Origin of the sequence: Cetobacterium sp. ZWU0022 (genome assembly GCF_000800875.1) — a bacterium.
Taxonomy (GTDB): domain Bacteria; phylum Fusobacteriota; class Fusobacteriia; order Fusobacteriales; family Fusobacteriaceae; genus Cetobacterium_A.
Map to the genome: position 1 here is coordinate 1 of NZ_JRJZ01000032.1, position 26,922 is coordinate 26,922.

Genomic DNA, 26,922 nt, shown 5'->3' on the forward strand with positions numbered 1-26,922 from the left:
GAAATCTCCTATTATTTAGCTATTTTTTATTTTTTGTAATCTACCAGCTGAGTAGTTACATTTGAACCAAAAAATAAAAAAAAGACAGGCTTTGTTGTTTAAAGCTGTCTTTTTTTATAAGCATTATTTGCTTAATATTTTTCTAAGTCTAGCGCTTAGAGTATTAGCATTTGCTTTAAGGATTTGCATAACTTCAACTTCGTTAGCAGCCTTTAGAGATTTTAAAGTTTTAGTACAAACTTTAACTTTAACAGTAACACCGTTGATAACGATCTTAGTTGTTTGTAAGTTTGGTCTCCAAATTCTTCCAGTTACTCTGTGTGAGTGAGAAATTTGATTTCCGAAAGTTATTCCTTTTCCAGTAATTTCACATCTTTGCATTCTATTACACCTCTCTTTCGTTATAAACATGCAAATAATTATACCATTATCGAAAGAAAATATCAAGGTATTTTTTAAATTATTTGGAATAGTTTATAAAAAGTATTAAATATGCTATAATATTTGAGTAAAATATATATAGAAAAGGTGATATGTAGAATGAATATTCATAGCTATAAAGTATTAGAATTCAGTAAATTGAGGGAAGAACTGACTCAATATGTAACAATTGAAGAAAATCAAGAGAAAATTTTAGAGTTAGAACCGTTTAAAGATATAAATTCATTGAGAAAAGAGTTGGATATCGTTAATGATTTTATGGATTTTTTAAAGTTTGATGGTGGCTTTGATCCTGCAGGAATGAAAGATGTTAGAAATATAACAAGAAAATCTCAATTAGTAGGAATGTATTTAGAGCCAGAAGATTTGTGGTCATTAAATATAAATTTAAGAATTTTCAGAATATTCAAGGGAAGATTAGAAACTTTAGAAAAATATAAAAATCTTAGAGCAAGATTTGTTTCTATTCCGACTTTGAAAAATTTTGAAGATCTTATAAATAAAGCGATTGATCCAGAGAGAAATATAAAGGATGATGCATCAATCGAATTGAGAGAGTTAAGATTCCAAAAAAAGAATATGGTAACAAATATAAAGAGAAAGTTTGAAGATTTATTTACAAATCCAAACTTTGCAAAAGCAATCCAAGAAAAGATTATAACAACAAGAGATGGAAGAAGCGTAATACCTGTTAAAACTGATTTTAAGGGGCTTATAAAAGGAATTGAACATGATAGATCATCTAGTGGGTCAACTGTCTTTATAGAGCCTATATCGATTGTCTCGTTAAATAATAAAATGAGAGAGTTAGAAGTTAGAGAGAGAGAAGAGATTAGAAAAATTCTTTTAAGATTAACAGATCAAGTGAGATTAAACACTGCAGTTATAAATGAGATTGGAGCTGCAATAATGTACTTAGATATACTGAACGCAAAATCTCAGTATGGAGTAGAAAAAAAGTGTAGTATTCCAGAGGTAAATAATAAAGAGATGGTATCTTTAGTGAAGGCTAGACATCCGTTTATAAATCAAAATATAGTTGTGCCTTTAACATTTGAAATAGGAAGAGAGTATAATACTCTTTTAATAACAGGACCAAATACAGGAGGAAAAACAGTTGCTTTAAAAACAGCTGGATTATTAACTCTTATGACATTGGCAGGGATACCAATTCCAGCTGATGAAAAAACAAGTATTGGTTTCTTTGGAGGAGTTTATGCTGATATAGGTGATGAGCAAAGTATTGAGCAATCACTATCATCATTCTCGGCTCATTTGAAGAATATTCAAGATATACTAAACTCTGTAACAAAAGCGTCTTTAGTTTTATTAGATGAGTTAGGTTCTGGAACTGATCCGATGGAAGGATCAGCTTTTGCAATGGCTGTAATTGATTATCTAAAAGATAAAAAATGTAAGTCGATGATAACAACTCACTATAGTGAAGTAAAAGCTTATGGTTATAACGAGATTGATATAGAAACAGCATCGATGGAATTCAATGTAGAGACGTTATCGCCAACATACAAACTGTTAATAGGAGTACCCGGAGAGAGTAATGCTTTAACAATAGCTAGAAGACTTGGAGTATCTGAAGTTATTATAGAAAAGGCGAAGAGCTATATAAGTGATGAGGATAAAAAAGTAGAAAAAATGATTTCTAATATCAAGGATAAATCATTAGAGTTAGAGGCTAAACAGATTGAAGTTGACGCACTAAAGGCTCAAGCTCAAAAAGATAAAGAGGAATACGAAGAAAAATTAAGAGTTTTAGAAAAAGAGAAGAATCAAATCCTAAAAGAGGCTTATGAAAAAGCAGAATCTATGATGAGAGATATGCAAAATAAAGCAGCAGCTCTAGTTAATAAAATTCAAAAAGAAGATAAGACGAAAGAGGATATGAAAGAGGTTCAAAAGAAACTTAATATGCTTAGAACATCTTTACAAGAAGAGAAGAGTGAGAATGTTGAGGTAAAACCAAAGGTTGCAAGAAAAATTGATTATAAAGTTGGAGAAAGAGTATTTGTGAACAGTTTAAATCAATACGCTATAGTTAACAAGATTAACTTAAATAAAGAAACACTTAATATTCAAGCGGGAATTTTAAAATTAGAGGTTTCGATGGATGATGTTAAAGTTGTTGTTGAACCAAAGAAAAAAGAGTATAGACCAATAAATGCACATACAAAAACTAAGGTAAAAAATGAGGTTGATTTAAGAGGAAAACTTGTAGACGAAGGAATTTATGAGCTAGAAACTTATATGGATAGAGCATTAATGAATGGATATACAGAGATATATGTAATTCATGGTAAAGGAACAGGAGCTTTAAGAAACGGAATTATGGAGTTCTTAAAAACATCTAGATACGTTAAAAACTTCAGAGCTGGAGGACATAACGAAGGAGGAATAGGATGTACTGTGGTGACTCTAAAATAACTTTGATTCTTGCAGCAGCAGGAGTAGGAAAGAGAATGAATTTAGGGTATCCTAAGCAATTTTTAGAGATAGATGGAAAACCACTTTTTATTATTGCTTTAGAAGTAGCTCAAAAAAGTGATTTAATAGAAGATATAGTAATTGTAACAGGAGAAGACTCTATAGAATTTGTGAGTAAAGCTTGTGAAGAATATAAAATTTCAAAAGTTAGAAAAGTGGTAGCAGGTGGAAAAGAAAGACAATATTCTATAGAAAATGCGTTGGAATATTGTGAAGATAATAGTATAATAGCTGTACAGGATGGAGTTAGACCATTTTTAAAAGAGAGATATTTCTCTGAAAGTTTAGAGATTTTAGATAAGGATATAGAATTATCTGGAGTTGTTGTGGGAGTGCCATTAAAAGATACTATTAAAAGAGTAGATTTAAGTGGAGTTGTTGTAGAAACTCCAAAAAGAGAGCAATATATAGCAGTTCATACACCACAAATTTTCAGAGGTAAAGTATTGAAGGAGGCTTATAACAAAGCTAGACACGATAACTTTTTAGGAACGGATGACTCATCTTTAGTGGAAAGATTAGGTAAAGAGATAAAAGTTATTATAGGAGATTACGATAATATAAAAATTACAACGGTAGAGGATTTAAAATTTCTTTAAATGATAAGGAGAGATAGATGAACGTATTTTTGGCTCAAATAAAACCAATGTTGGGGAATACAGAGAAAAATTTAAGTAAAATGGTAGAGGTAATAGAAAGAGAGATAGAAAAAGGAACAGAGTTAGTGGTGTTTCCAGAGCTATCTTTAACAGGGTATTTATTAGAAGAAATGGTATATGATGTAGCTATAGAGAAGATACCTGAGATACTAATAGAACTATCTAAGAAAATCTCTATAATATTTGGAGCGGTTGAATTAGGAGAAGATTTATATCACTATAACACAGCATTTTACTTAGAAGATGGAGAACTAAAGCATAAACACAGAAAGGTTTATCTACCAACTTATGGTCTTTTTGATGAGGGAAGATATTTTAGAGAGGGAGATAGCATAAGAGCTTTTAATACAAAGTTTGGAAGAGTAGGGATGTTAATATGCGAAGATATATTCCATCAAAGTAGTTCGTATATTTTAGGTCAAGATGGAGCACATACCATTTTTGTTATAGCAAACAGTCCAACAAGATTTACAAATAAAGGACTAGAGATTGGAAATCTTTGGGAATCGATTTGTAAAACAACATCTGTAAGTAACGCGTGTTTCACTTTAATGGTAAATAGAGTTGGAGTAGAGGATGGAGTTAACTTCTGGGGAGGAAGTTTAGCGATAAATCCATCGGGTGATACAATAAAAAGATTAGAGTATTTTAATGAGGATGGAGCTAATATCTTAATAAATAAAAGAGAAGTAGCAAAGGTTAGATTTGCATCGGGATCGAGTAAAAATGAAAAAATAGATTTAGTACTAAGTGAATTAAAAAGAATTAAAAAAAGTAGATAGATTTATTGAAAGGGAGTACCGATGAATAGAACTTTAAAAGTAACACTGAGTATCTTTTGTGGATTATCTATTTTAGCAGGAATTTTTTATGCTACAAAAGAAAATCCAAGGGTTTATTTAAGCGATAGAATAAACTTAGCTTATGTAAATGAGGATATAAACCATAAAGATTTTGAAAATCTAATAGAACTTTTAAATAAAGCTGATTTTAATGTTGACGATAGTATGAAAGAGGGATTAAAATATATAAAAGGACTTTACATATTGTCGGATAGTAGTTTTATATCTGATAAAAAAACGGCTGTTGGAATAGTTGACTTTGGATATCTTTATCCTTTGATGAAATTTAGAGTAGAAACATATTTTGATAAAGCAGATGATATGTATCTATTAAAAGAGGAGTATAAAAAGAAATATTTCAATGGAGAGAGACTTTATTTAAAAATAGAAAAGGGAAATTTCTTAGTTGCAACAAGAGAAAAGGATATAGAGAAAGCATTAAAAAGTGAAAGATATTTTAATCAAAATATAATAAAGATATTGGATAGAGAAAATAACAATAACTTAGGAATGTTAATTTTAAATCTTGGAAAAAATCCTTTAGGAGGATTTGATGAACTTGTTTTAACAGGAGATGTAAATTTAAAAAACGAAGTAATATTAACTGCTAATATTGGTGGAAAAAATGATATTATAAAGAGTTTTAATGGAATTGAAGACGATAATTTATCAGGTGACAGAGTTGTTGAAAAAAATAAGTTATACTTAAGAAGTTCAAGAGATGCAGAGTTAAGATCATTTTTATTTTTCTTAAACTATTTCTTCAGAAATAGTTTTATAGATGGTGTTGCTTCAAAAGTAAATATAAATGTTCCTAAAGATGATAAGAGATTGGAGAGTTTACCAAAAGAAAATCTTATTGATGTAAATATCTCTTCGAAGCAGTTTATTTATAGTTATCTAGATATTAAGATCAAAGATAAAGAGATAGGGAAAGTTGAGTTGAAAGGATTAGCACAGGATAATAGATTAAAAATAAGTACAACTTTAGATGAAGAAACAACTCTTAATCTATTAAAGGCAGTTAAATAGGAGGCTAAAAAGATGATAAAAATATATAACACGCTTAAAGGCGAACTAGAAATATTTAAACCTCTAAAAGAGGGAGAGGTATCGATGTATGTTTGTGGTCCTACAGTTTATAACTATATTCACATAGGAAATGCAAGACCAGCAATATTCTTTGATACGGTTAGAAGATATTTTGAATTTAGAGGATATAAAGTAAAGTACGTTCAAAACTTTACTGATGTTGATGATAAAATGATAAAAAGAGCTAACGAAGAGGGAATAACTCTTGAGGATGTAGCTAAAAAATATATCGATGCTTATTTTGAGGATACAGCAAAAGTTAATTTAAAAGAAGAGGGAATGATTAGACCAAAAGCTACAGAGCATATCGGTGATATGATAAAAATCATAAAAACTTTAATCCAAAAAGGATACGCATATGAATCTCAAGGAGATGTATACTTTGATGTAAATAGCTATAAGAGTGAGTATGGAGAGTTATCTGGACAAAGTATAGATGACTTACAAAGTGGTGCAAGAATAGATGTATCTGAGATAAAGAAAGCTCCATTAGATTTTGCTCTTTGGAAAGCTGCAAAAGAGGGAGAACCGTTCTGGAACTCGCCTTGGGGGAAAGGTAGACCAGGTTGGCATATAGAGTGTTCAGCAATGTCTAACAAATACTTAGGACCAACGTTTGATATCCATGGAGGAGGACAAGATCTTATATTCCCTCACCATGAGAACGAAATAGCTCAATCAAAATGTGGAACAGGTGGAGAGTTTGCTAGATACTGGATACACAATGGTTACATAAATGTAAAAGGTGAAAAAATGTCAAAATCTCTAGGAAACTTCTTCCTTTTAAGAGAGGTTTTAGAGCAATTCGAAGGAAGAGTTGTTAGATTCTTTATTCTGAGTTCTCATTATAGAAAACCGATTGATTTCTCTGACAATGAATTAATTCAAAGCAAAGCAGGATTAGAGAGAATAGAGAATGCTGTAACTAGAGGAAAAGAGAAGTTAACATCTAAGCCAGTTGATGGTGGTTCTGATTTAACAGAACTAGCTCAAATGTTGGAAATATCAAAAGATAAATTTGTAAAATGTATGGACGAGGACTTCAATACAGCGGGTGGAATCGGAGCTATATTTGAACTTGTAAAAGAGTTAAATAAAGCTGCTGAAGAGGAGAAAATATCAAAAGCTGGATTTGAAGCTATTGAAGCAACAGTTGAATATATAAGAGATGTAATGGAAAATGTGTTTGGAGTTTTACTAAAAGTAGAGGTTCAAGTAGGAAATATGACAACTGAATTGATAGAGTTCTTATTAGAATTAAGAAGAGAAGCTAGAGACAATAAAGATTGGACTTTCTCAGATAAAGTAAGAGATAGACTTTTAGAGATGGGAATAAAAATAAAAGACGGAAAGGAAAAAACAACATGGTCAATTTAAATGTGCGTGAAGCAAATGGATTAGTTTTAGCATATTTAGGTGACTCTGTATGGGAACTTTCTATAAGAACATATTTTATAAATAAAGGTTATAATATAAAAAATCTAAATAGACTTGTTAAAGAACACGTAAATGCACAAGTTCAAAGCAAATATTTGAAAAATATAATTGATGACTTAGATGAAGAGAAGTTAGGACTTGTAAATAGAGCTAAAAATAGTAATATAAAAACATTCCCTAAGTCATGTACTGTCATGGAGTATAAAGAGGCTACAGCATTCGAAGCTCTAATTGGTGCTTTGTATGCCGAAGGAAAATTTGAAGAGATAAAAAAAATAGTTGAAAAAAACTTAGATTAAGGAGAAGTGATATTAAGTGGGATTCAAATTGAAACTACCTGGATTTAGCAGAAGTATAGGAATAGATTTAGGAACAGCAAATACATTAGTATATAGTAAAAAACATGGAAAAATAATATTAAATGAACCATCTGTTGTTGCAGTAGAAAGAGAAAGCAGAAAAGTTCTAGCTGTTGGAAATGAAGCTAAAGATATGCTAGGAAAAACACCAGACTCAATAGTTGCAGTAAAACCTTTAAGCGAAGGAGTTATTGCTGATTATGATATAACAGAAGCAATGATAAAATATTTTATAAAAAAAGTATTTGGAAAATACTCTCTATTCATGCCAGAAGTTATGATTTGTGTACCGATTGATGTTACAGGAGTAGAGAAAAGAGCGGTTTTAGAAGCTACTTTATCAGCAGGAGCTAAGAAGGCTTACTTAATAGAAGAAGCAAGAGCAGCAGCTTTAGGTTCTGGAATTGATATATCAGCACCAGAAGGAAATATGATTGTTGATATCGGAGGGGGATCTACAGACGTGGCTGTAATCTCATTAGGTGGAACAGTTGTAAGTAAAACAATTAGAACAGCTGGAAATAATTTTGATATGGATATAATAAAATATATTAAGAAGACTCATACTTTATTAATTGGAGATAAAACAGCTGAAAGTATAAAAATGCAAATAGGAACAGCTATTCCTTTAGCTGAAGAGGAAACTATGACAATAAAAGGAAGAGATTTAATAACAGGTCTTCCTAAGTCAGTTACAGTTGGTTCAGAGGAGATTAGAGAAGCTATAATGGATTCTTTAATGGAGATTGTAACATGTGTAAAAGATGTATTAGAGAAAACTCCACCAGAGTTAGCTGCTGATATAATTGATAGAGGAATAGTTATGGCAGGAGGAGGCTCTCTAATTAGAAACTTCCCTGAGCTTATATCTAAACACACATCATTGAATGTAAGATTAGCAGATTCACCATTAGAAAGTGTTGTAAAAGGTGCAGGAATGGCATTAGATCAAATCTCTGTATTGAGAAAAATTGAGAAGGCCGAAAGATAATGTTTAAAGATTTTAGCTCAAATAAAAAAGCTATCGATTTTCTTCAAAAAGAACTTAATTTTGGTAGAGAGGCAGGAACGTATCTATTTTATGGTGCTGATAGAGAGCTTTTAAAAAAGTTTGCAAAAGCTTTTGCAAAGAGCTTAAATTGCAGTAATTATATAGATGACTTTTGTGGAGTATGTGAGAGTTGTATCAGAATAGAGAGTGAAACTCATGGTGATTTAGAGGTTTTAGACGATATAACAGGAATTAAAATCGAAAAAATAAGAGAGCTTGCATATAAAGATTCTACGACTTCATACGAAGGAAAAAGAAGAATATATCTTATTAGAGATATTGAAAAGTTAAGAAAAGAATCAGCGAATGCTTTATTAAAACTTATAGAGGAACCAAATTCAGGAAGTTTCTTTATATTGATGTCATCTGGTTTAAACATATTACCAACTATAAAATCGAGATCGATTCTAGTAAATTTTATTCGTGAAACTTATTTAGAGATTGGAGTAGAGGAAGATGAATATAATTTCTTTTTAGGAAAATCAAAAGAGCTTGATTTTTATAAAAATTCAACTTCAATAGATTTGAAAGAAGGGTGTTCGTTTGAAAAAATAGGAAGTAATATAAAAAATTATATAGATACAGATGAATTTTATTATAAAGTTGAAATGTATAAATCGATAAGAGATTTTATAAATACAAAAGAGTATCTAACTTTAGTAGATAAGCTATATTTTATAGATGAGATTTTATTAAGTACAAATGACAGAGAGTTAATAAGAGATGTTTTAACTTACACTTTATCTTTAGTTGGAAATAGAAATAAAAATTTAGAAAAATTATTAGAATTAAAAAATATGGCAAAAAGCTCTATAAATTTAAAAAATCTGCTGACAATATTTTATACAAACATTTAAGAGAGTGATTAGAAATCACTCTCTTTCATTTATATTATTTATGTATCGTGCATACTTGTTATAATACTTATTGATGGTTTACATATTTTTCATTCAAAAATAATATGATTTTTTCGAAAATAGGCTTAAAATAATTTAAAAAAAGTATTATAATATATATGTAATTAATAAATCATGGAGAGAAGGAATCTAGATGTATTTTAAAAATTTTATTGTTTTTGGTATAACACATCAAAGTTTAGATTTATGCCAAAGAGAAAACTTTATACAAAATGATCCGACATCTTTAGTTGAACGATTGTTCAAGGATGGGAAGATTGTGGGATATGTAAACCTGTCTACCTGCTTAAGAGTAGAATATTATCTTCATTTAGATAAAAACTACTCATTAGAAAAGTTTAGAAAAGATGTTGGTCTAGAAGATATCTTTATAAAACAGGGGCATGAAGCTGTAAATTATCTGTTTAGAGTTACCTGCGGATTTGAATCTGTGATAAAAGGTGAGGACCAAATTCTAGCTCAGATAAAGAAAGCTCAACTTACAAGTATGGAAAATAAAATCTCGAGTTCGAATATAAATGTGATTTTTAATAAAGCTATTGAACTTGGAAAGAAATTTAGAAATAAAAGTAAGATATGCCATAATGCACTATCTTTAGAAGCGATATCATTGAAGTTTATAAAAAATAAAGTTACCGACTTAAAAGATAAAAAGATTTTGATATTAGGAGTCGGAGATTTAGCAAGAGATATAATGGAACTTATAACAAAAGAGGAGTATAGTAGTCTAACAATTACAAATAGAAGTTATCATAAAGCTTTAGAAGTGAGTAATATATACAATGCGGATGTTATTAGTTTTGAAAATAAATTAGAAGAGGTAGCAAAAAGTGATATAATAATATCTGCAACATCAGCACCTCATGCCATTATAAAGAAAGAGGAAATACTTCCACTTTTAAATGAGGATAAAGAGTATATATTTTTAGATTTAGCTGTTCCAAGGGATATTGAAGAGGAATTAAATGATTTAGGAAATATAAATTTATACAATATAGATGATGTTTGGGGAGTTTATTATGAAAATTTAGAAAATAGAGAGAATTTATTAACTAAATATGAATATATGCTTAGTGAACAGATGATAAACTTAAAAAAATGGTTTGAATACAAAGAAGGGATTGCATAATGAAAGAAAAAATCGTAATTGGAAGTAGAGGAAGTATATTGGCGTTAGCTCAAAGTGAAATGATAAAAGGAAGATTACAAAATAATTATCCAGAGCTAAAGTTTGAGATAAAGGTAATTGTGACGAGTGGGGATAAGGATTTAGTAAGTAACTGGAACAACAGTGATAAATCACTTAAAAGTTTCTTTACAAAAGAGATCGAGCATGAATTGTTAGATGGGACAGTAGATATAGCTGTACATTCAATGAAGGATATGCCGATAATATCACCATCAGGATTAATATGTGGAGCTACACCAGACAGAGAAGATAATAGGGATGTAATTGTATCTAGAACTGGAAAAAAATTATTGGAGTTACCAATTGGAGCGATAGTAGGTACAAGTTCTTTAAGAAGAACTATGGGATTGAAAACTCTAAGACCAGATTTAGAGATAAAGCAATTGAGAGGAAATATCCACACAAGATTAAAAAAACTTGATGAGGGACAATATGATGCTATCCTTTTAGCAGCGGCAGGACTTAAAAGAGTTGGACTAAAAGATAGAATAACTGAACAGTTAGATTGTGAACTAATGATGCCGGCACCAGCTCAAGGAGCTTTACACATTCAGTGTAGAGAAAATGATGAATATATAAGAACTATTTTAAAGAGTATTCATAATCCTGAAATAGAGGAGATTGTAGATATAGAAAGAGAGTTCTCAAAGATTTTCGATGGAGGGTGCCATACTCCAATGGGGTGTTCGGGAGAAAGAGTTGGAGATAAAATATCTTTAAAAGGTGTTTACTGCCATGAGGATATAATGTATAAAGCTGAAGTTTTAGAGGAGAGAGTTTTAGGTAAAGAGATTGCTCATAAATTAGCTGCGAAAATAAGGGAGAAAATAAATGGTTAATAAAAAAATGGGGAAAGTATACATAATAGGTGCAGGCTGCGGAAATATAGATTTATTGACACTAAAAGGAAAAAGATGTATAGAGGAAGCAGATTGTGTAGTTTATGATAGATTGATAGATCCAAAGGTTTTAAAATTAGCTAAGCCATCAGCAGAGATGATCTATTTAGGAAAAGGAAATACGGAAGGTGGAGTAATCCAAGATGAAATAAATAAGACTTTGGCTTCAAAAGCTTTAGAGGGTAAAGTGGTAGCGAGAGTTAAAGGTGGAGATCCTTTTGTATTTGGTAGAGGTGGAGAGGAGATAGAGGAGATAGTAAAACACTCTATTCCATTTGAAATTGTTCCAGGAATAAGTTCATCAATAGCTGTACCTGAATATGCAGGGATCCCTGTGACTCATAGAGGGCTAGCAAGGTCATTCCATGTATTCACAGGTCATACAATGGAAAATGGCGAGTGGCATGACTTTTCGACAATAGCAAAATTAGATGGAACTCTTGTATTTTTAATGGGAATTAAAAATTTAGATTTAATCACAGGAGATTTAATAAGTAATGGTAAAAATCCAGATACACCAGTGGCAGTTATAGAAAAAGGAACGAGTGAGAACCAAAGAGTTACAGTTGGAACTTTAAAAGATATAGTAGAAAAAGCAAAAGAGGAAAAAATTGTTCCGCCTGCAATAACTATAATTGGTGATGTTGTTAATATGAGAGAAACATTTAAGTGGTTTGAAAATCAATCACTTTCAGGAAAGAAAGTTTTAGTGACAAGAGATGAAAAACAAGCTACAGAGTTTTCTGAGAAATTAAGAGTTAAGGGAGCTACAGTAAGAGAGTTACCTTTTATAAATATTGAGAGTGCAGAATCTTTTGATGAAAGAGAGTTGAAAGAGTATAGTGCAATTTTGTTTAACTCACCAAATGGAGTTAAATACTTTATGGAAAAGGTAAAAGATATTAGATCATTAGGGCATTTGAAAATTGGTGTGGTTGGAGCTAAGACAGATGAACTATTAAGGGAGTATAAAATAATACCTGATTTTATACCAGAAAAATATATGGGTACAGAGTTAGCAAAAGAGGTTGTTAATTTTACGAAGGATGGAGATAAAGTTTTATTTGTAACTTCAGATATCTCTCCAGCAAAGTGTGAGAAATGGAGTGAAGACTACAATAGAGAGTTTCATAAGTTAGTAGTTTATAAAACTGGAAAAAATATTCATTCAAAAGATAAAGTGGAGTCTATGCTAAATGAAGTGGAGTATATTACATTTTTAAGTTCATCGACGGTTGAGGCTTTCCATGAAAGTATAGAGGGAGATTTATCGCTTTTAGATAGCAAAAAACTTGTATCGATAGGTCCTGTAACAACAAAGACTATGTTAGAGTTAGGTTATAAAGTATCTTTAGAAGCAAAAGTTTTTGATGTAGATGGTGTTATATCTATAATAGGAGATGAAAAGTAGTATGTTTAATAGAACCAGAAGATTGAGAGTTTCTCAAACTATGAGAGATTTAGTTAAAAATATAGATTTTTCTTTGGATAATCTAATCTATCCTTTGTTTATAGAGGAGGGAGAGAATATAAAAGTTGAAATTTCATCTATGAAAGGACAGTTTAGAATATCTATAGATAGATTAGAAGAGGAGTTAAAAGAGCTAAAAGAGTTAGGAATAAAATCACTGCTTCTTTTCGGAATACCGAAGAAAAAAGATTTAGTTGGTAGTGAAGGATACAATGAAACAGGAGTTGTTCAAGAAGCTATAAGATTCATTAAATCTAAGTATCCAGAATTTTTGATAGTGACAGATGTTTGTCTTTGTGAGTATACTTCTCATGGGCACTGTGGAATTTTAAGAGGAGAAGAACTTTTAAATGATGAAACGTTAAAACTTCTTCAAAAAGTGGCACTATCACATGCTAAGGCTGGAGCAGATATAGTTGCTCCTTCAGATATGATGGACGGAAGAATTGGTGCAATAAGAGAAATTTTAGATGAAAATGGATTTATAAATTTACCAATCATGTCTTATAGTGTTAAATACGCCTCAGCGTATTATGGACCTTTCAGAGAAGCTGCAGATTCAGCACCATCTTTTGGAGATAGAAAAAGTTATCAAATGGATTTCAGAAATTCTAAAGACTATATGATTGAGGTTCAAAATGATTTAGATGAAGGTGCAGATATAATAATGGTAAAACCAGGGATGCCATATTTAGATGTAGTTAAAGGGGTGGCAGACGCAATAAATAATCCAGTAGCTATTTATAATGTGAGTGGAGAATATTCGATGGTTAAAGCTGCAGCAGAGAATGGTTGGATAGATGAAGAGAAAGTTGTAATGGAAAATATGTATGCTATGAGAAGAGCAGGAGCAGATATAATAATAACATATCATGCTAAAGATGTGGCAAAATGGTTAAAAAGAGGAGTTTAATATGAGATACAGTAATTCAGAAAAGATATATGAAAGAGCTGTAAAGATTATTCCAGGTGGAGTGAATAGTCCGGTTAGAGCTTTTAAATCAGTAGATAAAACATACCCTATTTTTGTAAATAGAGGAAAAGGATCTAAAGTATATGATGAGGATGGAAATGAATATATAGATTATATTTGTTCATGGGGGCCGTTAATTTTAGGACACAATAATGAGATAGTTTTAAATGGTGTTAGAGAAGCTATTGAGCTTGGAAGTTCGTTTGGATTACCAACAAAGATGGAAGTAGAGTTAGCAGAGTTAGTTTGTAAGTGTTACCCATCTATGGATATGATCAGATTTACTACTTCGGGAACAGAAGCTACAATGGCTGCAGTTAGAGTCGCAAGAGCTTTCACAAATAGAAATAAAATACTGAAGTTTGAAGGATGTTACCATGGGCATTCAGATTCACTTTTAGTGAGCTCGGGTTCAGGACTTTTAACAGATGGATACCAAGATAGTAATGGAATAACAGAGGGTGTTTTAAAAGATACTTTAGTTGCTAAGTTTGGTGATGTTGAAGGAGTAAGAGCAATTTTAGAAAGTGAAGAGGTTGCAGCTTTAATAATGGAGCCAGTTCCAGCTAATATGGGATTGATAGATAGCTCGAAAGAGTTTTTAACAGCTATGAGAGATATTTGTACAGAGACAGGAACACTTCTTATATTTGATGAAGTAATATCAGGGTTTAGAGTAGCTCTTGGTGGAGCACAAGAGTACTATGGAATAACTCCAGATATAACAACATTAGGAAAGATAATAGGAGGGGGATATCCTGTAGGTGCTTTTGGTGGAAAAAAAGAGATTATGGATATGATTGCCCCTGTAGGAAGAGTTTATCATGCAGGAACCTTATCAGGAAATCCGGTAGCTGTAAGAGCCGGATTTGAAATGGTAAGCTATTTAATGAAAAATAAAGAGATTCTTTATAAGGAATTGGAAGAAAAAGTAGTTTATATAACTGATAAAATTGAAGAGTTAGGAGAGAAATATGAGGTGCCTATTAAGATAAACAGATTAGGTTCTCTATTTACGATTTTCTTTACAAATTTAGAAGAAGTGACAGCTTTAAATCATGTTATCGATTCTAATACAGAGCATTATTCAGTATATTTCAATACTTTATTAGATAATGGAGTTATAGCACCACCTTCAAAATATGAAGCCCACTTTGTTTCAATAGAACACTCTAAAGAGGATTTGGATAAAACTTTAGAAGTTATAGAGTTAGCATTTAAAAAAATTGGTGAACTTAATGGAAAGTAGAAAGTCTTTTTTTCCTTTATTTATAGATTTAACAAATAAAGAGTGTTTAGTTGTAGGTGGAGGAAATATAGCTTTAAGAAAGGTTAAAAGTTTGGTAGAGTATGGTGCGAGAGTTATTGTTGTAGCTCCTTATATCCTGCCTGAAATTGTTGAACTGGATATTGAAGCAGAAAAAAGAGTTTTTAAAGTTGAAGATATAAAAGATAAGTTTTTAGTTGTAGCAGCAACAGATGATGAAAATCTAAATGAGATGATAGTAGACCTTTGTGAAGATAATAATATTTTAGTAAATAATATAACATCAAAGGTTTATATGTCAGCTAGATTTACAGCACATATAGATACAAATGAGTATCAAATTGCAGTTTCAGCAAAAGGAAATCCAAGAGAATCTGTAAAATTGAAAAAAGAGTTAATAGAGTATTTGAAAAATAGAGTGAAATAAAAAAGACTAGTTTACCTAGTCTTTTTATTTTTTAAAGTCTTCAAATAGGCAAAGAACATCTTGGGAGTATTTACCATCATTATCATGAGAGATGAATGGAGGTAAAATGTTAAGAGCATCTTTTCCATTTCTAATTCCTTCAATTAGAAGTATTTTAGCTGGTTTATCAATTTTTGAATGACAGAATTGAACTCTTTTAGGTGCAATTCCATATTTTCTCATTGTATCAATAATCTCTAAAAAACGGTCAGGTCTATGAACCATAGCAAAATAGCCCTTATCTTTTAAAAGTTTTGATGCAACTTCAATCAATCCATCTAAATCTATAGTAATCTCATGTCTAGCAAGAGTGAGTTGATCAAGATCATTCAACTGGTTTTCATTGCCATGAAATTTGAAAAAAGGTGGATTTGTAACTACAACATCTTGAGAACCATGCTGTAAATATCTGTTCCAATTTTTCATATTGTCATGGATAATAGAAATTTGTTCGCTCAAATTGTTTAGCTCAACATTTCTTAAAGCTAAATCAGCTGAAACGTCTTGTATTTCAATTCCAGTAATTTTAGCATCTGTTCTTTGTGAAAGAAATAGAGGTATAGCTCCATTTCCAGTTCCTAAATCCAAAATTTTCTTAGTTCCTCTAGTTAAAGAGATGAAGTTTGATATCAGTAGAGAATCCAAAGAAAAATTAAAAAAATCAGGTCTTTGAATAATCTTTAAATTTTTATTTAATAAGTTATTTATAACTTCGTTTTCATTAATAATCATTTCCTACCTCCAAAGTTATTATAACAAAAAAGGTAGGAAAATAAAATCTATATATCTCTAGTTAAAACAATATTTGATCCAGTTCCTAAGATATTTTCTAAAACAACAGTTCCAACCTTTTTAGGAGACTCTATTTTTATATCTTTTAAGAGTTCCATACAATCAAAAACCAACTCTTTAGGTATAGGTTTATCCGTTTTTACAGGAACCATATGGTGGATTCCACCATAAACTCTGACAATAGATGTTACAACTCTTTTGGGAGCTATTAACTCCTCTTTTCCATAAACCTCTCCTTTAGGACAAGAGTTACCAGTAACTTTGTAGTTATTTTCAACATCTATATTTAAATGACATCCCATAGGACATAAAATACAAATCATCTCTTTCATCTTAAGCCTCCTGTAGCTCTATAATAATATCTTTAGAAATTCTCTTCAATAAAACTTCTGGTAACAGAACTTTTTCCATCTCTCCAGGAGCTAGATGAGCTCTTTTAAAACTTGCAATTACATTGTCACCCTCTCGAATCACAATTTTTTTATTTTTATAGACATTATTAACTCTCATAAAAATTTCAAGTTTGTTTTGTAGATTATCTAAATTAATAACTTGTGGAACAGTATAAACAATTCCATCTCCATTTTTAAGATTTGAAACATTCTCTATCTTACAATTCTCTTCTGCAATGTAACATGCAGCGAACTTTCCAGCTCTTTCACCCTCTTCACTTACAAAGTCAACTAAATCATGAACATGAACAACATTTCCACAGGCAAATACACCAGGAATACTTGTTTCCATTGAGTTACTAACAATAGGACCGCTAGTTCTATTGTCTAGAATAACTCCAGCTTCTTTTGAAAGGTCGTTTTCTGGAATCAATCCAACAGAAAGAAGTAAAGTGTCGCAGTCGTAATGAATCTCTGTTCCAGGAATTGGTTTTTTATTTTCATCTACTTTAGCAACAACAACTTTTTCTAATCTATCCTTTCCTTTAACATCGATAACTGTATGAGATAGGAGTAAAGGGATATCAAAATCATCAAGACATTGAACAATGTTTCTGTTTAGTCCACCAGAAAATGGCATAAGTTCAACAACAGCCTCAACTTTAGCTCCTTCTAAAGTTAGACGTCTTGCCATAATAAGTCCAATATCTCCACTTCCAAGGATGACTGCTTTTTTTCCAACCATATATCCTTCCATATTTATGTATCTTTGAGCAGCTCCAGCTGTAAATATTCCGGAAGGTCTTTCTCCAGGGATGGCTATTGCACCTCTAGTTCTCTCTCTACATCCCATAGCTAGGATAACAGAGCTAGCTTCAATCTCTTGGTAACCGTCGATAGGGTTAATCATAGAGATAACTCTCTCTTTAGATATATTTAATACCATAGTTTCTAATTTTATTTCAATCGGGTATTGTTTAACAAATTCAATATATTTTTGAGCGTATTCAGGACCAGTTAACTCCTCTTTGAATCTATGAAGACCAAATCCATTATGAATACATTGTTGTAAAATACCACCTAACTCTTTATCTCTTTCTAGAATTACAATATTTTTAGCGCCATTTTCATAAGCTGACTTAGCAGCTGCAAGACCAGCGGGACCTCCACCTATAACAACAACATCATATCTCATTATTTCTTCAACTCCTCTGTTAGAATGTATGAATTAGCTTTATCTAAGATAACATCTTTAATATCTTTATTTAATTCTCTAGCTATAATCTCTTGGACTCTAGGACCACAGAATCCGCCTTGACATCTACCAGATCCAGGTCTACATCTTCTTTTTACAGCATCCATAGTAGTGGCTTTAACTGGTCTATGTATAGCTTCAACTATCTCACCCTCTGTAATCATTTCACATCTGCAAATCATTCTTCCGAATCTATCATCCTCAGCTATTTTTTTAGCTTTTTCCTCTGCAGAAAGATGCATGAAAAGAGTATGTTTTCTTGGAGCTATAAAATTATCTTTTGGTGAAAGAGTAGCACCTGAATTTTTTAATAGCTCTATCGCTGCTAGAGTTATAGCAGGAGCAGCAGAAAGCCCTGGAGATTTTATACCAGCGATATCAAAGAAACCTTTTACAGAAGACTCTTCAACTATAAAATCACCTCTATCAGATTCAGCTCTTATTCCAGCAAAAGTTCTTATATTTTCTCTAAAGTTGATATCTTTAATAGAGTGACTACCTTTGAACTTAATATATTCAAGTCTGTCAGTTGCAGTTGAAACATCATATCTATTATCTATATCTTGAGCATCAGGGCCAACTAAAAGATTTCCGTGAACAGTTGGAGTAACTAAAATACCTTTTCCTAATTTTGAAGGACATTGGAAAACTGTTTGATTAACTCTTTTTCCTTGATTTTTATCAAGAACAAAATATTCCCCTTTTCTTGGTAGAATTTTAAATGATTCAGGAGCAATCATGTTGTGAATTAAATCTGCATGAACACCAGCACAGTTGAAAATATATTTAGTGTGGAATATTCCACTATCAGTGTGAACATCGAAAACTTCATCCTTTTTTACGATATTTTTAACTGTTGTATTTAGGAAAAGATCTACGTCGTTTTCAACAGCATTATCTATAAGAGCTTCTGCAAACTCCCAAGGAGAAACGATTCCTGCTGAAGCACAATGAAGAGCAGCAATAGCTTTATCATCCACATTTGGTTCTAATTCTCTTAGTTTTTCTTGAGTGATAATACTTAGGCCAGGAACTTTATTTATGATACCTCTATTGTAAAGAACATTTAAATGTTCTGCCTCTTCTTCATTGAATGCTAAAACAAGCGAACCGTTACGCTTGAATGGAACAGAAAGCTCATTGCACAAATCTTCATATAAAGAGTTACCTAAAACATTTAATTTTGCCATAAGTGATCCCTCTTTAGCATCGTATCCACCGTGTACTATAGCACTATTGGCTTTTGTTGTTTCATTAGATACATCTGTATCTTTTTCTAAAATTGCAACTTTAAGTTTATACTTAGAAAGCTCTCTTGCGATACCAGTTCCAACAATACCAGCACCAATGATTAAAATATCATACATAAAATTCCCTCCTAGTTTTTGATAGCAAAAAAGAGAGCACAAAAAGGTGGTAACTGCGTTACCAACACTTTTTAGCTCTCTTCATCTCTATTGCTAATATTTAATTTCTAATCTAACTATACTACTTTTTTTTTAATTAGTCAAGCTCCCAATTTAAAGATCTTTCAACAGCTTTTTTCCACTTTTTATGTTTTAAATTTCTCTCTTCTTCGTTCATGTTAGGAGAGAAAGTAGTTTCTAAACACCAGTTTTTCTTAATCTCATTTTTATCATTCCAGAATCCAACTGCAAGACCAGCAAGGTAAGCTGCTCCTAATGCTGTTGTTTCAACTGTAGATGGTCTATGAACTTCTTTACCTATTATATCGGCTTGGAACTGCATTAAGAAGTTATTAGCAGATGCTCCACCGTCGACCTTAAGTGCTTTTAATTCAATTCCAGAGTCAGCTTGCATAGTTTCTAAAACATCTCTAGTTTGATATGCTATAGATTCTAAAGTGGCTCTGATAATATGATTTTTATTAGCTCCTCTAGTAAGACCTAAGATTGCCCCTCTAGCATACATATCCCAGTGAGGAGTTCCTAATCCAACAAATGCTGGAACGAAATAAACGCCACCATTATCTTTAACTTTACTTGCAAAATACTCAGTATCTTTAGAATCTGTTATTAGTTTTAACTCATCTCTTAACCATTGAACAGCAGCACCAGCTACGAAGATACTTCCTTCAAGGGCATACTGTACTTTTCCATCTAATCCAATAGCGATTGTAGTTAGAAGTCCATTTTTACTTTGATACATTTTTTCACCTGTATTCATAAGCATGAAGCATCCAGTTCCGTAAGTGTTTTTAGCTTCTCCTTTTTCAAAACAAGCTTGACCGAATAAAGCAGCTTGTTGATCTCCGGCAACCCCACAAATAGGGATTCTATGTCCACCTTTTCCACCAAGATTAGCATAACCAAATGTTCCACTTGAATCCTTAACTTCAGGTAGCATAGATTTTGGAATGTTTAATTCGTCTAAAAGCTTTTCATCCCAGCAAAGATCTTTTATATTATATATCATTGTTCTTGATGCATTTGTATAATCTGTTGCATGTGATTTACCGTTAGTAAGTTTCCAAATTAACCAAGTGTCAACAGTACCAAAAAGAAGTTCTCCTCTTTCAGCTTGTTCTCTAGCTCCTTCAACATTATCTAAAATCCATTTAATTTTAGTTCCAGAGAAATAAGCATCAACAACTAATCCAGTGTTGTCTCTTATATATTCAGCTAATCCCTTAGCTTTTAAATCATCACAGATGTGGGCTGTTCTTCTACATTGCCAAACAATAGCGTTATAAACAGGTTTACCAGTAACTTTATTCCAAACGATTGTAGTTTCTCTTTGGTTTGTGATACCAATACCGATAACATCATGCTGAGATACTCCTGATTGAGCCATGGCTTCAGCTAAAACACCACTTTGACTAGCCCATATTTCCATAGGGTCGTGTTCAACCCATCCCTCTTTAGGATAGATTTGTTTAAACTCTTTTTGTGCACTTGCAATTATATTTTGTTGCTCATCAAAAATTATAGCTCTTGAACTAGTTGTTCCTTGATCTAATGCAATTATATATTTCATAAAAATCCTCCTAATATTTAGAAATTTAAAATTCAAAATAAAAACTATTAATTAAAAACAGCCACGAAAGTCAACGCTCCAATTATACCTCCAACAATAGGTCCAGCTACAGGAACCCATGAGTATCCCCAATCAGAATCTCCTTTATTAGCGATAGGTAAAATAGCATGTATAATTCTTGGACCTAGATCTCTCGCTGGATTAAGTGAATAACCAGTTGGACCACCTAAACTTAAACCTAAGCTCCAAATATAGAATCCTGCAAGTAAAGGACCTACAATTCCAGTGAAACCTTTAATTAATTCTCCGTTAGGTAGTGTAGCAGTAAAAGCTTGGTTATTAATATGACCGATAGCCAATAAACCAAAAACAAGCATAAAAGTAGCAATAATTTCAGTTATAAAATTCCATTTTAAATCTCTAATAGCAGGACCAGTAGAGAAAGAAGCTAAAATAGAACCTGCATCAGATGTTTCGTCGTAGTGTCTTTTGTAAGTTAAAAATACTAATAATTGCCCTAGCATTGCTCCTAAGATTTGTGCAATGACATAACCTAAAACAAGATTTTTAGGGAAAAGACCTGCAATAGCAAAACCAATAGTAAGTGCTGGATTCAGATGTCCACCACTAACCCATCCAACGGCATATGCTCCAGCCATAACTGCTAGTCCCCAAGCTGTAGTAATTACGATCCATCCTGAATTATTTCCTTTTGTTTTGTTTAAAACTACATTTGCAACAACACCATTACCTAGTAAAACCAGAATTGCAGTACCTATAAACTCAGCTACAAAAACATTCATGATACCCTCCCATATTATTTTTTTTATATTAAAAAAAGCCATTCAAAAAAAGAAGAATCTGAAATTCCTTTTGATTGAATAGCTTCTCTAATATCTCTAGCTAAATTAACTTATGATATTTAATTTTGTCGTGGATATTGCGACAGCTCCGCTCTTTAAGGCTAAATTTATATCGTCTTCATCAGATATAAGTCCACCAGCTATAATAGGAATTGAGCTTTGCTTTGAAATTTTTTCGATAATCTTTGGCATAACTCCAGGTAGAATTTCTATTGCATCAATATATGTCTCGTTAAAAAGTTTAAATGTTGTAGTCAATGAAAGTGAATCTATTAAAAAACATCTTAGAATAACTAAAAAACCTACTTTATGGGCGTATTTAGCCACGCCAGATTTAGTTGTAATAACACCATCGGCAAAAGTATTTTCTTTAAGATAGTCTATAGCAGAATTCTCTTTTGTGTTAAGGCCTTGTATCATATCTAAATGAACAAAACATATCTTTCCACTAGCTTTAATTAGACGAGTTGTTTCCTCGATAGAGCAGATATCGCTACTCAATAAAAATATGATTTTAGCAGTGCTAGAAAGAGCGTTATCTAAAGTTTGTTGATCTTTTACAGCAAGTATCTTATTGTTTTTGATTAAAATCTTTTCGAAATTTGAGTTCATTTTGATCTCCTTTTGTCTCTTATCAATAATAAGTATACTATATTAATTTCAAATGTCAAGATAAAAAACAGTTAAAAAAAGTGAAAAGATAAGAAGTATAAAAAAAGAGAGCTTTAAGCTCTCTTATAAATAAAGGAATTATATATTTTTAGATGGTTTAGTAATTCCTATTAAAACACATGTGATTAATGAACCGATTATAGCTGAAACAAGATACATTAATGGATTAGTAATGATAGGTAAAACGAATAATCCACCATGAGGAGCAGGAAGTTGACATTTAAATGCCATAGCAAGTCCACCAGCAACTGCAGAACCTATAACACAACTAGGAATTATTCTCATAGGATCAGCAGCAGCAAAAGGAATAGCTCCCTCTGTAATGAATGATGCTCCCATAATATAGTTAGTTAAACCAGCTTCTCTCTCATCTTTTGTAAATTTATGCTTAAAGAATGTTGTAGCAAGAGCGATTCCTAAAGGAGGAGTCATTCCACCAATCATAACAGCAGCATGAGGATAGTAGTTACCTGCAGCAATAGCAGCTATACCGAATGTAAATGCAGCTTTATTGATAGGTCCACCCATATCAATAGCCATCATACCAGCTAAAACAGCACCTAATAAAATTAAGTTTCCAGTTCCAAGACTATTTAAAAAACTTGTAATTCCATTGTTTATAGCAGCAACAGGAGATATAACAACAGTATACATAAGAAGTCCAGTTATTAAAATACCAAATAGAGGGTAAAGTAAAACAGGTTTGATACCTTCTAATTTTTCAGGGAGCTTAGCAAAAACTTTCTTTAAAAGAACAACTACATAACCACCAAGGAATCCTCCAACTAAACCACCAAGGAACCCACCGCCATTATTAGCAGAAATAAGTCCTCCAACCATCGCAGGAGCAAAACCAGGTCTATCTGCGATACTCATACCAATGAAACCAGCTAAAACTGGAACCATTAAGAAGAATGCGTTTCCTCCACCGATATCCATAAGAATCTTAGCTATTGGATTGAAACTAGGATCAGTTGGATTAGATGCATTAATTCCGAAGATAAATGATAAAGCAATTAATATTCCTCCACCAACAACGAATGGTAACATATTAGAAACTCCACTCATAAGATGCTTATAGAATCCTTTTCTATCACTAGGTGTAGACTTTGAAGTTTCATTAGAAGAGTATACAGGAGCTTTTTTATCTAAAGCGTTTTGTATAAGTTCTTGTGGTCTTTTGATTCCATCTTTAACAGGAACAATCTCGACATTTTTTCCATTGAATCTTGCCATATCGACATTTTTGTCAGCAGCAACAATGATACCTTTTGCATTTTTGATATCTTCATCTGTGATCATGTTTTTAACACCAGTTGAACCATTAGTTTCAACTTTTATTGTTACTCCCATCTCTTTAGCTTTTTTATTTAAAGCTTCAGCAGCCATATATGTGTGTGCAATTCCAGTAGGACAAGCAGTTACAGCTAGAACATCAAAGTTATTTCCAACAGATACGACTTCTTCTTTAGCAGGAGCATCTTTTAAAAGTATACTTAGAACCTCTTCTTCAGAAGTAACGTTTAAAAGTTGTTCTCTTACATCATCATCTAAAAGAAGAGATGTAAGCTGAGATAGAGTTTCTATATGAGAATCTGTAGCATCAGCAGGTGCAGCAATCATGAAGAATAGTGTTGAAGGTTCCCCGTCTAAAGAGTCATAATCGATTCCAGATTTTGACAATCCGAAAGCAACAGTAGGAATTTTAACAGAAGTTGATTTTCCATGAGGAATTGCAATTCCTTCTTCTAATCCTGTACTGCTTTGCTCTTCTCTTTTTATTATTGTCTTTTTAAATTCTTCTTTGTCATTAAGTCTTCCATTTGTGTATAAAACTTCAACAAGCTCGTCTATAACTTCAGATTTAGTTGTAGCTTTTAAGTTTAATTTCATACAGTTTTTAACTAACATTTTATCTAACATTTTTATCCTCCCAATTATAACTTATTAATTTTTATTTCTTTTAGTAAATTTTCCATTGTTTCGAAAGTAGCTAATCCTTTAGAGAAAGCTGTAGCACTACCAGATGCAATTCCTAATTCGTAACATTTATCAAGTGATAAATTTTTATTAAGTCCATATATGAAACCACCGATCATAGAATCTCCAGAACCGTTTGAACTGATTAAATTTCCTTTAGGAACTCCACTTATAAAAATCTCATTCTTTGTAATAAAGATAGATCCCTTAGCACCAAGAGAGATAAGAACATTTTCAGCTCCCATAGTTTGTAATTTTTTTCCAGCTTCAATTAATTCCTCATTTGTAGAGAAGTTTGAATGGAAAAACTCATTAATTTCATCTTGATTTGGTTTGATTAAAAATACACCTTTTTTCAAAGCTATTTCAAAAGGTAATCCTCTAGTATCTAAAATAACTTTAACATCTTTAGGGATAGCATCTATTATATCAGCATATATAGATGTAGGGATTGATGCTGGAACACTTCCTGAAAGAGCTAAAATATCTCCACTTTTTAGATTGTTTTTTAAGAAATAAAACAATTCATCAAGATTTTCCTTTGATATTGAAGGTGAAGTACCTGCAATCTCGCTTTCAAGTCCATTGTTGTTAATTTTTATATTGATACGCGTATCTTCTTTAACATTGAAGAATTTTGTTTCAAGTCCATCGTTTTCTAAAGTAGACTTGATAAAGTCCCCTGTGAATCCACCTATGAATCCAAGACAGATTGAATCTGTACTGAAATTTTTTAAAATTTTTGAAACGTTAATTCCTTTCCCTCCAGGCAATTTATAAGTCTCTCTAGGAGTATTAAGGTTTCCTTCAACAAAAGAGTCAAAGGCTAAAAAATAATCTATCGCAGGATTTAAAGTTAATGTATATATCATTTTACGACCTCCACTTTTACTAAATTTTGATATTCTTTAGGAAGGGGTTTATCTGTGATAATAGTTCCCTTATCTAAAGTCGAAAAAATTGTGAAACTATGTTTTCCTATTTTTGTATGATCACACAGGAAAAAAGTTTCTTGACCTCTATTGATTGCTTCAGATTTAATCATAGCTTCTTCAAAAGATGGGGTACTGTATCCATCAATATTAAAAGCATTTACTCCGATAAAAGCTGAATCGAAGTTGAAAGTTTTTAAATATTGAACAGCAGAAAATCCAACAGTACAACTTGTTTTACTTTTGATTTTTCCTCCGATTAAAAAACTTTCGATATCATATTTTTCTAATTCATCAATAAGATTTAAACCATTTGTGATAACTTTTACATTTAGATTTTTAAGGTATTTAATCATACAAAGAGTAGTTGTTCCAGCATCTAAAAAGATGCATGAATCTCTTTTGACAAAAGATGCAGCAAGTTGTGCAATTTTTTCTTTCTCCTCTTTGTTAAGATTTCTTCTAAATTGTATATTAAAATCCTTTGTAGTGTCCAAAGCATTATTTAAAATAGCTCCACCATGAACTCTCTTAACAAGTTCTTTTTTTTCTAAAGCAGCTAAATCTCTTCTAGCAGTAGCTTCAGAAACATTTAGAATATCAACGATTTCTTGGATTTTTACAACCTCTTTTTGCTTTAATAGTTCTAAAATAGAATTTTCTCTCTCTATATTTAACATAAAATCACTTCCTTTTATATGAAGTATATTATCATAGTATAAAATAAAAATCAATCATTTTCTTTCAAAAACTTTCAAAAACAATCAAAAATAAAAAAATGAAGGATTTTTTATAAAAAAGAGTTAAAATAAAGAAGGAGGAGATAGAGATGAAAAAACTTGATTTTACAGAAAAGATAATAGGGAAAGATAGATATTTTAATTCAGCGGTAATAGCTTTGGTTGTTGAAAAAAGTGATGGAAAATATTTTTTATTTCAAAAACGAGCAAAAGGTATCAGACAAGCAGGAGATATATCATTTCCAGGGGGACGAGTAGAAGAGCATGAAACTGCTTTAGAAGCTTCTTTGAGAGAATCTTTTGAAGAGATAGGGATAAAAAAGATTGATATAAAAGGAAAAATTGGGACATTGGTTATACCTTCGGGAGTTATGGTCGAAGCTTTCCTTGGGTTTATGAAAGAGAGCGAATTGATTAATATAAAAATTAATGAAGATGAAGTAGAGGAGTGCTTTTTAGTTCCAGTTCAATTTTTTATGGAAAATGAACCTCGAGTGGAGAAGTTAGAAGTAGAAACACGACCGTATTATGAAGAAAATGGAGTTAAATATATATTTCCAGCTATAGAGTTAAATCTTCCGAAGATGTATCATTCACCTTGGAAAAGTTCTCCTAGAGAAGTATTTTTATATATTTATGAAGACAAGGTTATTTGGGGATTGACTGCAGAGATTGTAAAAGCTGCAATAGAGTATATAGATTAAAAAGTAGGAAATAAAAAAAGAGGTTATACCTCT

26 protein-coding genes are annotated in these 26,922 nt (G+C 31.6%); 15 read left to right on the forward strand and 11 right to left on the reverse strand.

What is annotated here, in order from left to right:
* Positions 1-123 precede the first annotated feature (123 nt).
* Positions 124-381, reverse strand: coding sequence for a 50S ribosomal protein L28 (gene rpmB, locus L988_RS02135; protein ID WP_047381107.1), 258 nt, complete (start codon positions 379-381; stop codon positions 124-126).
* Positions 382-540: 159 nt separating this feature from the next.
* Here rpmB and L988_RS02140 point away from each other — a divergent pair, with 159 nt between their 5' ends.
* The 14 genes from L988_RS02140 to L988_RS02205 all read left to right on the forward strand — a co-directional run bounded on the left by L988_RS02140 (position 541) and on the right by L988_RS02205 (position 15,523).
* Positions 541-2,880 carry an endonuclease MutS2 gene (locus tag L988_RS02140; protein WP_047381110.1) on the forward strand — a complete coding sequence of 780 codons (2,340 nt, stop codon included), beginning with the start codon at positions 541-543 and terminating at the stop codon, positions 2,878-2,880.
* Complete coding sequence (gene ispD, locus L988_RS02145; protein WP_047381112.1) at positions 2,856-3,539, forward strand: 2-C-methyl-D-erythritol 4-phosphate cytidylyltransferase; 684 nt, start codon at positions 2,856-2,858, stop codon at positions 3,537-3,539. Before L988_RS02140 ends, ispD begins: the two co-directional genes overlap by 25 nt.
* Before the next feature lie 17 nt (positions 3,540-3,556).
* Positions 3,557-4,381 carry a nitrilase-related carbon-nitrogen hydrolase gene (locus L988_RS02150; protein WP_047381113.1) on the forward strand — a complete coding sequence of 275 codons (825 nt, stop codon included), beginning with the start codon at positions 3,557-3,559 and terminating at the stop codon, positions 4,379-4,381.
* Between the two features lie 21 nt (positions 4,382-4,402).
* Positions 4,403-5,473 carry a hypothetical protein gene (locus L988_RS02155; protein ID WP_047381115.1) on the forward strand — a complete coding sequence of 357 codons (1,071 nt, stop codon included), beginning with the start codon at positions 4,403-4,405 and terminating at the stop codon, positions 5,471-5,473.
* A 12-nt stretch (positions 5,474-5,485) separates the two neighbouring features.
* The gene (gene cysS, locus L988_RS02160; RefSeq protein ID WP_047381117.1) at positions 5,486-6,910 is read left to right on the forward strand and encodes a cysteine--tRNA ligase; all 1,425 of its coding nucleotides are present in this window, start codon (positions 5,486-5,488) and stop codon (positions 6,908-6,910) included.
* Positions 6,898-7,269: a Mini-ribonuclease 3 gene (locus L988_RS02165; protein WP_047381120.1), complete on the forward strand. Its 372-nt coding sequence runs from the start codon at positions 6,898-6,900 to the stop codon at positions 7,267-7,269. The genes cysS and L988_RS02165 overlap by 13 nt, the downstream gene beginning before the upstream one ends.
* A 16-nt stretch (positions 7,270-7,285) precedes the next feature.
* Complete coding sequence (locus tag L988_RS02170; RefSeq protein ID WP_369797055.1) at positions 7,286-8,320, forward strand: rod shape-determining protein; 1,035 nt, start codon at positions 7,286-7,288, stop codon at positions 8,318-8,320.
* The gene (locus L988_RS02175) at positions 8,320-9,237 is read left to right on the forward strand and encodes a hypothetical protein (RefSeq protein WP_047381122.1); all 918 of its coding nucleotides are present in this window, start codon (positions 8,320-8,322) and stop codon (positions 9,235-9,237) included. The genes L988_RS02170 and L988_RS02175 overlap by 1 nt, the downstream gene beginning before the upstream one ends.
* Positions 9,238-9,430: 193 nt before the next feature.
* Entirely contained in the window at positions 9,431-10,426 is a 996-nt protein-coding gene (gene hemA / locus L988_RS02180; protein ID WP_047381123.1) for a glutamyl-tRNA reductase, read from the forward strand.
* Complete coding sequence (gene hemC, locus L988_RS02185; RefSeq protein ID WP_047381125.1) at positions 10,426-11,325, forward strand: hydroxymethylbilane synthase; 900 nt, start codon at positions 10,426-10,428, stop codon at positions 11,323-11,325. Before hemA ends, hemC begins: the two co-directional genes overlap by 1 nt.
* Complete coding sequence (gene cobA / locus L988_RS02190) at positions 11,318-12,796, forward strand: uroporphyrinogen-III C-methyltransferase (protein ID WP_047381127.1); 1,479 nt, start codon at positions 11,318-11,320, stop codon at positions 12,794-12,796. The genes hemC and cobA overlap by 8 nt, the downstream gene beginning before the upstream one ends.
* 1 nt (position 12,797) lies before the next feature.
* Positions 12,798-13,769: a porphobilinogen synthase gene (gene hemB, locus L988_RS02195; protein ID WP_047381130.1), complete on the forward strand. Its 972-nt coding sequence runs from the start codon at positions 12,798-12,800 to the stop codon at positions 13,767-13,769.
* A 1-nt stretch (position 13,770) separates the two neighbouring features.
* On the forward strand, positions 13,771-15,078 hold the full coding sequence (gene hemL, locus L988_RS02200; RefSeq protein WP_047381131.1) for a glutamate-1-semialdehyde 2,1-aminomutase: 1,308 nt from the start codon (positions 13,771-13,773) through the stop codon (positions 15,076-15,078).
* On the forward strand, positions 15,068-15,523 hold the full coding sequence (locus tag L988_RS02205) for a bifunctional precorrin-2 dehydrogenase/sirohydrochlorin ferrochelatase (RefSeq protein WP_047381133.1): 456 nt from the start codon (positions 15,068-15,070) through the stop codon (positions 15,521-15,523). The genes hemL and L988_RS02205 overlap by 11 nt, the downstream gene beginning before the upstream one ends.
* A gap of 24 nt (positions 15,524-15,547) precedes the next feature.
* Here the strand turns inward: L988_RS02205 and L988_RS02210 are convergent, their stop codons facing one another.
* The 10 genes from L988_RS02210 to L988_RS02255 form a co-directional block, all read right to left on the reverse strand.
* A complete protein-coding gene (locus tag L988_RS02210; protein ID WP_197053368.1) occupies positions 15,548-16,288 on the reverse strand; it encodes a tRNA1(Val) (adenine(37)-N6)-methyltransferase in 741 nt (246 codons plus the stop codon).
* 53 nt (positions 16,289-16,341) lie between these two features.
* Positions 16,342-16,686 (reverse strand): DUF1667 domain-containing protein, encoded by a 345-nt coding sequence (locus L988_RS02215; RefSeq protein WP_047381138.1) that lies wholly within the window; start codon positions 16,684-16,686, stop codon positions 16,342-16,344.
* A gap of 1 nt (position 16,687) precedes the next feature.
* The gene (locus L988_RS02220; protein WP_047381139.1) at positions 16,688-17,941 is read right to left on the reverse strand and encodes an NAD(P)/FAD-dependent oxidoreductase; all 1,254 of its coding nucleotides are present in this window, start codon (positions 17,939-17,941) and stop codon (positions 16,688-16,690) included.
* Positions 17,941-19,368 (reverse strand): NAD(P)/FAD-dependent oxidoreductase, encoded by a 1,428-nt coding sequence (locus L988_RS02225; protein ID WP_047381141.1) that lies wholly within the window; start codon positions 19,366-19,368, stop codon positions 17,941-17,943. Before L988_RS02225 ends, L988_RS02220 begins: the two co-directional genes overlap by 1 nt.
* Before the next feature lie 136 nt (positions 19,369-19,504).
* The gene (glpK, locus tag L988_RS02230; protein WP_047381142.1) at positions 19,505-20,998 is read right to left on the reverse strand and encodes a glycerol kinase GlpK; all 1,494 of its coding nucleotides are present in this window, start codon (positions 20,996-20,998) and stop codon (positions 19,505-19,507) included.
* 47 nt (positions 20,999-21,045) lie between these two features.
* Positions 21,046-21,801 carry an MIP/aquaporin family protein gene (locus L988_RS02235; protein ID WP_047381144.1) on the reverse strand — a complete coding sequence of 252 codons (756 nt, stop codon included), beginning with the start codon at positions 21,799-21,801 and terminating at the stop codon, positions 21,046-21,048.
* 105 nt (positions 21,802-21,906) lie between these two features.
* Positions 21,907-22,473 carry a glycerol-3-phosphate responsive antiterminator gene (locus L988_RS02240; RefSeq protein WP_047381145.1) on the reverse strand — a complete coding sequence of 189 codons (567 nt, stop codon included), beginning with the start codon at positions 22,471-22,473 and terminating at the stop codon, positions 21,907-21,909.
* 138 nt (positions 22,474-22,611) lie between these two features.
* Complete coding sequence (locus tag L988_RS02245) at positions 22,612-24,456, reverse strand: fructose-specific PTS transporter subunit EIIC (protein ID WP_047381147.1); 1,845 nt, start codon at positions 24,454-24,456, stop codon at positions 22,612-22,614.
* A gap of 14 nt (positions 24,457-24,470) precedes the next feature.
* On the reverse strand, positions 24,471-25,385 hold the full coding sequence (gene pfkB, locus L988_RS02250; protein ID WP_047381149.1) for a 1-phosphofructokinase: 915 nt from the start codon (positions 25,383-25,385) through the stop codon (positions 24,471-24,473).
* The gene (locus L988_RS02255; RefSeq protein WP_047381151.1) at positions 25,382-26,125 is read right to left on the reverse strand and encodes a DeoR/GlpR family DNA-binding transcription regulator; all 744 of its coding nucleotides are present in this window, start codon (positions 26,123-26,125) and stop codon (positions 25,382-25,384) included. The genes pfkB and L988_RS02255 overlap by 4 nt, the downstream gene beginning before the upstream one ends.
* Positions 26,126-26,274: 149 nt before the next feature.
* Here L988_RS02255 and L988_RS02260 point away from each other — a divergent pair, with 149 nt between their 5' ends.
* A complete protein-coding gene (locus L988_RS02260) occupies positions 26,275-26,889 on the forward strand; it encodes a CoA pyrophosphatase (RefSeq protein ID WP_052191644.1) in 615 nt (204 codons plus the stop codon).
* Positions 26,890-26,922 lie beyond the last annotated feature (33 nt).